Origin of the sequence: Mesorhizobium mediterraneum, assembly GCF_002284565.1 — a bacterium.
Taxonomy (GTDB): Bacteria; Pseudomonadota; Alphaproteobacteria; order Rhizobiales; family Rhizobiaceae; genus Mesorhizobium; species Mesorhizobium mediterraneum.
Genome location: NZ_NPKI01000046.1, coordinates 333,929 through 344,900 on the forward strand (window position 1 = coordinate 333,929; position 10,972 = coordinate 344,900).

At 62.5% G+C, this 10,972-nt stretch carries 7 protein-coding genes; 4 read left to right on the plus strand and 3 right to left on the minus strand.

Translation table 11 applies throughout. The features are described from left to right. Positions 1–340 precede the first annotated feature (340 nt). Complete coding sequence (locus CIT25_RS32170) at positions 341–1,489, plus strand: serine hydrolase domain-containing protein (protein WP_095489109.1); 1,149 nt, start codon at positions 341–343, stop codon at positions 1,487–1,489. Between the two features lie 12 nt (positions 1,490–1,501). On the opposite strand, the gene CIT25_RS32175 is transcribed toward CIT25_RS32170, so the two are convergent. After that, a complete protein-coding gene (locus tag CIT25_RS32175) occupies positions 1,502–2,200 on the minus strand; it encodes a GntR family transcriptional regulator (protein ID WP_095489110.1) in 699 nt (232 codons plus the stop codon). A gap of 347 nt (positions 2,201–2,547) precedes the next feature. On the opposite strand from CIT25_RS32175, the gene CIT25_RS32180 reads away from it, so the two are divergent. The 3 genes from CIT25_RS32180 (at position 2,548) to CIT25_RS37280 (ending at position 7,483) form a co-directional block, all read left to right on the plus strand. Next, positions 2,548–3,399 carry a hydrolase gene (locus CIT25_RS32180; protein WP_095489111.1) on the plus strand — a complete coding sequence of 284 codons (852 nt, stop codon included), beginning with the start codon at positions 2,548–2,550 and terminating at the stop codon, positions 3,397–3,399. A gap of 31 nt (positions 3,400–3,430) precedes the next feature. Beyond that, positions 3,431–5,017, plus strand: a complete 1,587-nt coding sequence (locus CIT25_RS32185) for an ABC transporter substrate-binding protein (protein ID WP_095489255.1) — start codon at positions 3,431–3,433, stop codon at positions 5,015–5,017. Between the two features lie 321 nt (positions 5,018–5,338). Then, positions 5,339–7,483: a coiled-coil domain-containing protein gene (locus tag CIT25_RS37280; protein ID WP_206073032.1), complete on the plus strand. Its 2,145-nt coding sequence runs from the start codon at positions 5,339–5,341 to the stop codon at positions 7,481–7,483. Between the two features lie 1,061 nt (positions 7,484–8,544). On the opposite strand, the gene CIT25_RS32200 is transcribed toward CIT25_RS37280, so the two are convergent. After that, complete coding sequence (locus CIT25_RS32200) at positions 8,545–9,342, minus strand: MOSC domain-containing protein (protein WP_095489113.1); 798 nt, start codon at positions 9,340–9,342, stop codon at positions 8,545–8,547. Further along, entirely contained in the window at positions 9,308–10,969 is a 1,662-nt protein-coding gene (locus CIT25_RS32205) for an ABC transporter ATP-binding protein (protein ID WP_095489114.1), read from the minus strand. The genes CIT25_RS32200 and CIT25_RS32205 overlap by 35 nt, the downstream gene beginning before the upstream one ends. Positions 10,970–10,972: the final 3 nt, after the last annotated feature.

The window sequence follows — 10,972 nt, forward strand, 5'->3', positions numbered from 1 at the left end:
GGTTCCGAAAGGTGCCGCGGCCCTGATCGGTTACGATATCTCTTATAGATAGCTTGTGAGTTTATGAAAACCGCTCTGGCTGCCACCAGAGGATTTTGCTTATTTTTTCAATTCACTAGCTGGGATATCGGGTGGCATTTCAGGACCAATTGCGCGATTTGCGATCGCAATATAGTGGTAAGGTTGGGGAAAGCCAAGCGGCATTTGAGCCGGCCTACGGCGGCTCGGCAAGGAGCGGGAATAGGCCGAGCCGGCCTTCGCGCCGGGACATGAAAGAACAGGAGCGGGCGGTTGCGAAGACACCGTTCGCCGCCACGCAGCAGTCAGAGGGATGAGCCAAATGACAAATACGCCGTCGCACCGCGCGGAGATCGACCTGTCGAACTGGAGGACAAGGCCCTATTCGGCCTGGTCGTTCCAGAACGCGGCGGAACTGGTGCCGTCCGCCACGATCCGTAGCGCGCGCCAGCCGGAGACGCCGGCACTCGACCTCGGCCGGCTGTCCGACCTTGTGGTTGCCGACGTTGCCGGCAAGCCGCGTCCATTGCCGGATTTCCTGCTTGAAAGCGACACCGACAATTTCGTGGTGATGCGCGGCGGAAATCTCGTGGCCGAGTGGCATGCCCCGACAAGCGATCCGGCAAAGCCGCATCTGGTGTTTTCGGTGTCCAAATCCATCACCGGCCTTCTGGCGGGAATCCTGATCGGCCAAGGGATGCTCTCGCTGGACGACCGCTTGGCAAAGCACCTGCCCGAAGCCGCCGGATCGGCCTATGGCGACGCCACTTTACGCGATCTCCTCAACATGCAGATCAGCATCGATTTCGACGAAGCCTATCTGAGCAGAGACGGCGCTTTCGATCGTTACAGGCGGGCGATGCTGTGGAATCCGGACAAAGCGGACGATCCCGCGCCCGATCTCAAGACTTTCCTGTGCACCTTGCCGAAGGCCGCACATCCGCACGGCACGCGGCACGCCTACCGGTCACCCAATGTCGACATGGCGGCGATCATCCTCGAGCAGGCATCGGGCGAGCGCTTCGCCGAATTGCTGAGCCGGCTCCTGTGGCAGCCGATGGGCACCCATTCCGACGCGCAGATAACCGTCGATCGGGCCGGCAATCCGCGCGCCTCGGGCGGCATCTCGATGACCGCGCGCGATCTCGCCCGCGTCGGTGAGCTGGTTCGCACCGGTGGCGGCGGCATCGTTCCGGCAGACTGGATCGCCAGCCTCTGGGCCGGCGGCGACCGCGCCATCTGGGCCGCCGGCGACCAGGGCTATGCCTATCCGGGTGGAAGCTACCGCAATTATTGGTACGACACCGGCACGGGTGCGCTCGCCGCCTTGGGCATCCATGGCCAGTGGCTCTGGATCGATCCGGCGACGCAAACCGTCATTGTCAGGCAGTCCTCGGAACCCGACCCGGTCAACGACCGGATGGATCAGACGGTCGTCGCGGTGATGAAGGCAGTTTCCGCTGCCTCGTGACGGCCTCGATAGTCAGTTACGGGTTTCCGGAAACTTGACGTGCTGCAAAAGATGCGTCGCGCCGTCGTTTATGTCGCGCACGATGGCGGCACGCGCGCGTGGCCCGTCCTGGACCTCGATCGCGGCGACGGCTTCCTCATGGTAATCGATGTCGAGAATGGCGGCGAGATTGTCCTCGAAGCCGGTGGTCAGGTTCCTGAGAAACGGGCCGACCTGCATCCACACCGTCTCGATCAGGAAGATCATCTGCTCATTGCCGCAGTGGCGATAGATCGAGAACTTGAAGTTATAGTTCTTGCGCAGGTAATCGTCGATGTCGCCCTTGCGGGCTGCCAGGGTCAGCTCCGTGCAGTGGCGACGGATCGCTCGCAGATTGTTGCCATTGATCAGCTTTGCGGCAAGCTCGGTCGCGGAGCCTTCGAGGATCGTTCGCACCTCGGTCAGCTGCGAGAACCTTTCGGCCGAGATGACCGGCACCTCCATGCTGCCGTTCGGCATCGGGCTCAGCGCACGCAGCGCCTGCAGCCGCATGAAGGCGCTGCGCACCGGCATGTCGCTGGTGCCCAGTTCCTTGGCGAGCTTGCGCGAGGTCAGCTTCTGACCGGGCGCAAACTGGCCCGACATCAATGCCCTGACGAGTTCGAGATAGACTTTCTCATGCAGGGGCACGGTGTCGACGGCGGTCAACCCGAAAAGCGTTTTATCGGCCATTGGCGGTGCGCTACTTCATTCGTTCTGAAATCTACGCAGCTGGCTACATCTGCCGCTAGAGATGATGGCTGGCCGAACGCGGCATGAAGGCCGAAGTCAGCGATTTTTCAAGAACATGATAGACGCTTCAACCGCAGCGCTGCAAGCCGCGTCGTCGTCACCTTCCGGGTTGCGGCCAGCAAATGCCGCGCCGACACAAAGCCGGCCGGACAACAGCTCATGCCTGCTCCAGGAACGCTCGGCGTTACGCGATGTAAAATGCGTACTTTCCCGGCGTCTCAGATAAATAAATGCTTTTCAGTCACACAAAATGATGAAACAATAAAATTGAGACTGGGGAAAATTCGATGCGCAACGTCAGCGGACATGGCAAGCGCCTGTCCTATTACGATTTCGGCCACACGACGGTGTACGCCTCCCGCTTCGACCAGCGCTTCCCCTATTGCGCCTATGTGCCCGACGACTATGACGAGGACGGCGACAAGACATATCCGCTGGCGGTGATCGTGCATGGCACCGAACGCGGCATGCTCGCCTACCGCGATGCCTTTGCCGACTTCGCCGAGCAGAACGGCGTGATCGTGCTCGCCCCGCTCTTCCCGGCGAGCATCTGTTTCCCGGGCGACCTTTCCTCTTACAAGATGCTGCGCGAGGGCGACCTCCACTACGATGCCGTGATGCTCGACATGGTCGAGGAAATGCGGGAGCGCTACCGCACCCGCGGCGACCGCGTGCTGATGTACGGCTTCTCCGGCGGCGGCCATTTCACCCATCGTTTCCTGTTCCTCCATCCCGAACGCCTGCTGGCTGCATCGATCGGCGCGCCGGGCGTCGTGACCCTGCTCGACTTCGATCACGATTTCTGGGTCGGGGTGCGCGACTTCGAGAAAGTGTTCGGCAAGAAGGTCGACCTCGACGCCATGCGCAAGGTCGCCGTGCAGATGGTGATCGGTGGTGACGATCTCGAAACCTGGGAGATCACCATCAAGCCGGACGATGCCTGGTGGATGCCCGGCGCCGATCTCGCCGGCGCGACCCGCAACGACCGGATCAGGTCGTTGAAGGGCAGCCTGGAGAGACACGGCGTCGAGGTGCAGCTGGATGTCGTGCCCGGCATCACCCACGACGACCGCGAGCTCATCGCCAAGGTCAAGGACTTCTTTGCGCGGGCATTGAATGGGGTTGCCGCGCCCGCCTGAAAAACTGCAGTCAACAAAACTGGAGATAAAAATGGGAACAAGATCGGGAATGGGAAGACGATTGATCCGGGTGCTGGCGGCAATCGCCATGATGGCGTGTGCGCTGCCGGCGATGGCGCAGGAGCAGCCGAAAACCGGCGGCACGCTCAAGGTTCGTATTAACGCCGACATCCGCGCCACCGATGGTCTTAATCGCGACGCGAACACCGACACGGTGCTGCACCAGATCTTCGAGACGCTGGTGGCCTACCGCGCCGATCTCACGGTCGGCCCGGCACTGGCCGAATCCTGGAAAGTGTCGGACGACGGCAAGACCTATGCCTTCACGCTGCGCGACGGCGCGGCTTTCCACAATGGCGACGCCGTGACCTCATCCGACGTCAAATGGAACTGGGACCGCCGCATGGATGCGGCCAACGAGTGGTTCTGCATTCCGTTCTTCGACGGCAGCCAGGGGCTCAAGGTCGATGAGGTGGCGACGCCTGATCCACGCACCGTTGTCTTCACGCTCAACGCGCCGAATGCGCTCTTTCTCGCGCAGCTCGCCAATGTCCAGTGCAATGGCTGGGTCGCCAGCCCGAAGAATGTCGGCACCGACGGCAAGTGGATCGCCGACAGCGCCATCGGCAGTGGCCCCTTCAAACTGAAGGAATGGGTCAAGGGCCAGTATGTCACGCTCGAACGCTTTGCCGATTACAAGCCGGTGAAGGAGGCGCCGAGCGGCTTTGCCGGCAGCCGTGAGGCCTATGTCGACGAGGTGCGCTTCATGGTCATTCCCGACACGGCGGCATCGGAAACCGCGCTGTTCGCCGGCGAGCTCGACGTCCTGCCTGATCTTGAATCATCGCGTGTCGAGGAAGCCAAGTCGCGGGGCATGACGGTGCTGTCGACGCAAGGCCTGTCGTGGACGGCGATCCTGCTGCAGACCAAGGATCCGCTGCTGTCGAACGTCAAGATACGCGAGGCGCTGGCGCATGCCGCCGACATCAACCAGATCGCCGCCGCTCGCACCAACGGTGTCGCTGCCGGTGACCCCTCTGCCGTCGCCCAGGCGAGCTCGTTCTTCGACGGTGATTTTCTCAAATGGCCGGAATACGACCCGGTCAAGGCCAAGACGCTGCTGGACGAGGCCGGCTACAAGGGCGAGCCGATCAAGATCCAGACCAACACCCGCTACCAGGGCATGTATGAAAACGCGGTGCTGCTGCAGGCGATGATGACGGCCGCGGGCTTTAACGCCCAGCTCGAAGTGCTGGATTGGGCGGCACAGCTCGACAATTACCTTGCCGGCAAGTTCCAGATCCAGTCCTTCGGCTATTCGGCGCGTCTCGATCCGTCGCTGATGTATGGCGTCATCCTCGGCGACAAGGCGACCGACCCGACGGCGCAGTGGGACAGCAAGGAGGCCCTCGACCTCTACACGAAGTCGATGGCCACGACGGACCCATCGCAACGCAAAGCGCTGTTCAAGCAGCTCCATGCCCTCATGGCAAAGGATGTGCCGATCCTTGGCCTCTATTACGAGCCATCCGTCGACGCCGTGTCGCCGAAGGTGAAAGGCTATTCAGTATGGCCCGCGGCAAACCCCCGCGTATGGGGTGTCTGGAAAAGCGAATAGGAGCTGGCGGTTGTCTGTCGCTCGAAAGGTCGGAGGCGTGGCCTCCGATCTTTTGTTTGAGCTACCTGGTGGTGAAAACCTGACGCTTGGTACCGGGCCGTAAACCCGCTCAGGGCGGGAAGGAGACCTAAACTCACCAGCTCTCCCGCGGCGCGTTTGCGCCAGGAGCGATCGTTCGACAGCGATCCGAGCAGCAATGGCCGTTCTGCGTGGCCGAAGTGCCTCTGACCTTTAGTACGAGGTGACGGTTGACCGTGGAGGTCTGTGACCTAGCTTTGTGACCTAACTTAAAGCTCAAGCGGACCGCCCACAGGCACGGCAATGCCAAATCATCTTGCCGAAATTTACGCAAACAACGCAGATCTCGTTATCCTGGGCGGGATAGCAACACTTGCCTCGGTGGGCCTCTGTCTTATGCTCCGGCGTATCCGTCGCCTCACATCAGATGAGAGCGAAGGCGAATCTGATCCCCCCGAGGAGGCATCTTGGGATTGGGAAAGCCCGGTCGACCTTGCAACCGAGCCTGCTTCTTCTTCTCAGGTTGCCGTGCCCTCAGACACGGCAGACCTGGATGATCGGCATCAGGATGCCACTTACCTTCGGTTCGGGGTGCGAGTCGAGTATTTCGACGTGATCTCCGAAGCTTACGAGAGCTCGTCTGTGGCCCAGGCCAACGCTTTCGCTTCCGCGACGAACATGCCGCAATCCGGCCGCCTTGCGACATCGGTCAGAGAAATCGCTGGCTATGTTCGTAGGCAGGTGGCGGCTAATCTTGCCGCCGTAAGTAGTCCAGTATTGAGGGCCCTGAGCCGTATGCCGACACAACTCGCCCTCGCGGAACGTGGGGAGCCAATTTGCGGGTCAGCATGGGACCAATTGGGTCATAAGGTTTTGCCGCGCAAAGTTGCTCAGTTGGCCAAACCGTCGCATCGCGGTTTGAACGTCACAGCTCGAAGGGGAACGATCAGCCTGGATCCCGACCCGACCATCGCGAGGGCCTCACCTCCACGCGTTCGCAAGCCGATCGGTCTTGTGCCCCGCTTGGGCGTCGCCGCAATCTGCCTGGCCATGCCGCTTAGCTATGCGATGAGACAAAACTGGGTCGAAAGCGCCCCCGCCATTTCGCGGGCCCAAGGCACGAGTGTCGACTTGCTCAGCCCGGATTTCACGGCTGCCCGGGCGCAAGTCGGGGCAGCCGGTGGTCAGGCTGCCGCTGCAGGGGAATTGGGCGGCCAGGAGCACCGGGTGGCGGAAAGCGAACGCGCCAGGAGCGCTGCTCTGCAGGAAGCACTCCTCGAGTCGCGCAAGCAGATCGATGCGCTGAGGACAAGCATCGCAGCCTCCGACAACGCACACGAGGAGCGATTGCGCAACGAGCTCGCGGCAGCCCGCACACTTGACGCATTGCGGCGCATAGCGGGAGATGCCCGCACAATGCTGCGCGAGGCCACCAACTATGTCTTTACGGAGATGCCCGCTGCTCATCTGGAGCGTCAGCGAACAGAATGGCGGGCGCGCGATCTGTCGCGAGCGCGGGCGAAAATTGAACAGCTTGAGGCCGAGGCCGCCGAGAATCGCGCCAAGGCCAAGGCTTCGCTGGCGCAAGCGAGCGGAATGCTCGACGACGAACGCCGGAAGTCAGAGAACCTTGGTGGCGATCTCGCCGAAGTGAAACTGTCCAATGCCGCGCTCAAGGAGCGCGCGGACGCGGCTGAGCAGGAACGGACCGGTGCAGTCACAGCGAGAGAACGAGTGGAGCAGACCGCGGCCCAGACGGAGGGCGCGCTGGCTCGAGAACGCGCTGCAGCAGCGTCGATTCGTGAGGAGCTAAAAAAAGTTCGCCTTGAGCGCGACGCGTCTGCACAGGAACGAGCCAGAGCGGTGTCAGCGAGAGAGCGTGCCGAGCAGACTGCAACCGAGACGGCACAGGCTCTGGCACGAGAACGTGCTGCAACAGCGTCGACGCGTGACGAGCTGGAAAAAGCTCGCCTCGAGCGCGTCGCGGCTGAACAGGAACGAGCCAGAGCAGTCTCAGCGACAGAGCGTGCAGAGCAGACTGCAACCGAGACGGCGCAAGCGCTGGCACGAGAACGCGCTGCAGCAGGCTCGACCCATGAGGATCTCGATAAGGTTCGCCTCGAACGCGCCGCCGCTCGAGCACTTTTGGTACGGGTCACCAGGCTGAACGAGGCTCTGGACAAGCAACGTGAAGACAATGTTTCTCTTGCCCGCGACCTGGCTGCGGCGCGCGCGGACAATGACAGGCTCAGGGCTGAGCGTCGCAGCGCGCAGATTGAGCGGCCGCTGAAGCCGCGCGCTGGCCGCGCAGCAGCCGCTGCCGGCGGGTTGAAGGCTGTCAGCCAGAAGACTGCACGCAGCAAGGTTCGCGACCCGTCGCGGATTGCCCGGGTGCGTTCTCTCACACTTCCCTATTCCCTCAGGCCAAGACACGTGACCTTGGAGTGATTTCCAAAACGAATGTGCGTCCCTCCTATCGAAGGCCCAAGGCCTTTGGGAGGCGTTGCCTCGCACCCTCTCACGACGCCGCGGATCACCCTTCGAATTCATCCTGCTCTCGTCGGCGGGGAGTTCTGCGCGATACGCTATGTCAGCCCGATCACCCTGCCTGTCGCGTTCAATTCGCATTTGATCGGCGCCTGCCGCGTCTCCACGTTGCCTTGCCGTCCATAGTCGATGCTTACCTCAACGGGAGCCGAGATCGTATCCGGGCTCAACCGACGTATGGAACCTGCGCTGCTGACGCGCACACTGGTCGCGCCAAACGGGCCGGCGGCCGACTCGATTGCATCATGGCAGGCGCGAACGACTTCATCCGGGACGCCCGGCAGCGCCTTGATTGGACTGACCGTCGATGGACTGTTGCTGGCGCTGAGAGGCTGGAGGTTGGCCGGGAGGTCGAGCGACCGTCCGGCCCCTGCGGACCGGGCGACACTGACGGCAGTGGCTGCCGGAGTTGCCGTCATTGCCGCCGTTGCAGTTGTGCTGGTCCCATCGTCGTCCACCGGCGAACTACTGCTGGAGCCGCTGGGAACGCCGCCAGGTCCTTTGTGCGCGCCGCCTTTGCGGCCTTCACCGTGATGGCTGCCAGCGCTATTGCCTCCGCCACCATGGTTGCCAGCGCTATTGCCTCCGCCGCGCTCGCCGCCGGCAGCAGCTCCTACGCAAGCTACCGCGATCGAGCAAACGAATGCGAGATATGCCCAACTGGATTCAGGGGATTGACGCACGACCACCTCCATAAAGTGCGTCGGTCGAACCGTCTTTCCGCGGCATGCAGTCAGGACGGCGGACCGCCGCCGCCTTCAGGCAAACTCGCGACTAAGGCGCCCACGGAGCTAAACTAGGGGATGAATCCGGTGTATCAAGGACGCGGTGCGTAGTGGCCGGCATCAGCAGCGAGTTCGGCAAACAACGCATACTCCGCATAGCCGCCATCAAACTTACGGCCCATCTCACCCATCAGCCGCCGCAACGTGCCGCCGTCCAACACCGGAAGGTGGATAACGTCAGGCTTCGTTCAAGGTGACCCGGTCGCCCAGCCTGATCTTGCCGGGTTCGACGACCTGGCAGAGCGCGCCGAAGCCGCCTTCGCCATGGCGCGCTATGGTTTGCAGCACTGCCGGTTCGAAAGCGAGATCGCCTTGCGCGAGCGCCGTGAAGGTGCAGCGCGCGCAGGATTCCGAAATCATGATCCGCGCCTCGCCGATCGAAAGCACTTTTCCGATGATCTGCTGCTCGACGAAACCGTCCCGCGAAGCGTCGGTTTCGATCACGATGTTGGGCCGGAACCGCCTGGAATCCATTTGCGACGGATCCGGAAGCAGGCCGGCTAGCCTGTTCATCGAGGCTGACGTGACGATGTGGATGTCGGCACGCTGATAGCGTGGCGCGATATGATCCTGGGCTTCCGAGCCGAAGGGGACGTGCGGGTGCAGCGCCGCCGGGAAATCGAGGAAGGCCGAAACCAGCTCGCCTGCGAGGCTGGAGCCGGCATCGATCCAGGTGCCATCGTCCAATCCGATTTCCGGCCGGTCGCCCTTCAGCCTCGCAAGAAGGTTGGGCAGCGGCCGCCAATGTTTTCGCTTCTCCGGCGCGGCAACAATTCCGTCGCGCCGGTCGACGATGCCCCAGATCCGGTCGCCCGGAATCCCACCTTCAACAAGCTCCGTCCCGTCCAGCCGTTCGCCGCCCATAGAACTGACGGGATATCGCCAGATCTCCTTGATATGGCCGAACGGTGTCATGATGCGCAGACGAGCCGTGTCGCCTTCATTGCGCCACGGCCTTGCGGGCGCCCGCGCCATCGGCGAAACGGCGGTCGATCAGCATCGCCGCATCGAGGAGGGCGCGCGTATAGGCGTGGCGCGGACGGTCGAAGACGTCGTCGCGGTCGCCGATCTCAACGATCCTTCCGTCCTGCATGACGGCAACCCGGTCGGCAACCTGCTCGACCGCACCCAGATCATGCGAGACGAAGAGGCAGGCGAAACCGTAGCGTTCCTGCAACGACCGGATCAGAAGCAGGATCTGTTTCTGCACCGTCATGTCCAGTGCCGAAACCGGCTCGTCGGCGACGACGAAGGCCGGTCGCCTGACGATCGCCCGCGCGATCGCGACGCGCTGGCGCTGGCCGCCAGACAGCTGATGCGGGAAACGCTCGAGAAGGTCGCGCGTCAGCCCCACTTCCTCGATGACCTCATCCATGCGCGCAGTCCGCCGCTTGCGGTCCAATTCGGTATCGAGCTTCAATGGTTCGGTGACGATCTCGGCAATGGACTGGCGAGGGTCGAGCGAGGAATAGGGGTCCTGGAAGACGATCTGCATATCGCGACGCTGCAAGCGCGCGTCAGCCGATCGATCATTTGCAATCGCCTTGCCAAGAAATGAGATCGTTCCACCGGACGGCCTGACGAGGCCGACAATGGCGCGCCCGAGCGTCGTCTTGCCGGAGCCCGACGCGCCGACCAACGCCAGGGTTTCGCCACGCCGGATGGTCAGGTCGACGCCGTCGACGGCGCGCTTCGGCTCCGCGCGCGCAAACAGCCTCGGACGGCCCGGATAGTCGATGACGACATTGCTGATCTCGACCAGGGCCGGGCCGTGGACGACTTTTCTCGATCCGCCGGCGCTGCGCTTGGGAAGCGCATCCACCAACCGCCTCGTGTAATCGTGCTGCGGTGCGTGAAGAACCTGGGTACTGCTTCCCTGTTCGACTGCCTTGCCTTCGCACATCACCGTCACGTTGTTCACATAGTGCGACACCATGCCGAGGTCGTGGCTGATCAGCAGGACGGCGGTTCCATTCTCCCGCGTCAGCTCGACCATGAGGTCGAGCACGTCGCGCTGCACCAGCGTGTCGAGCGCGGTGGTCGGCTCGTCGGCGATCAGCAGGCGCGGTTTGAGCAGCATGACCGATGCGAGCATGATGCGTTGGCGCATGCCGCCCGAGAATTCGTGCGGATAGGCCGCAAGGCATTTGCTGGGGTTCTTGATCTGGATCCTCTCCAGCATCGCCAGTGAGCGGTCCTTTATCTCGGCGCGCGACATGTCGCGATGCAGGCGCAGACCCTCCGCCATCTGCTCGCCGATGGTGACAGCGGGATTGAGCGAGACCATCGGCTCCTGAAAAACCATGCCGATCTGCGCACCGCGTATCTGGCGCAGCGCCTTTGGGGCAAGGCTGGTGAGTTCCTGCCCGTCGAAGCGGATGCTACTGTCCAGGGTCGTGACCAGCGGGGCAGGGAGCAGGTTCAAGATCGAGCGGGCCGCCATCGTCTTGCCCGAACCGGATTCACCGACCAGCGCCAGCATGTCACCGGGCGCGAGATCGAAATTCAGCTCGTCGACGATCCGCTTTCCCGATGGCCCGACCGAGATCGACAGGTTGCGCACTGAAAGCATCGTGTTCTTGTCCCCGGTCGGCACGAGCATGTT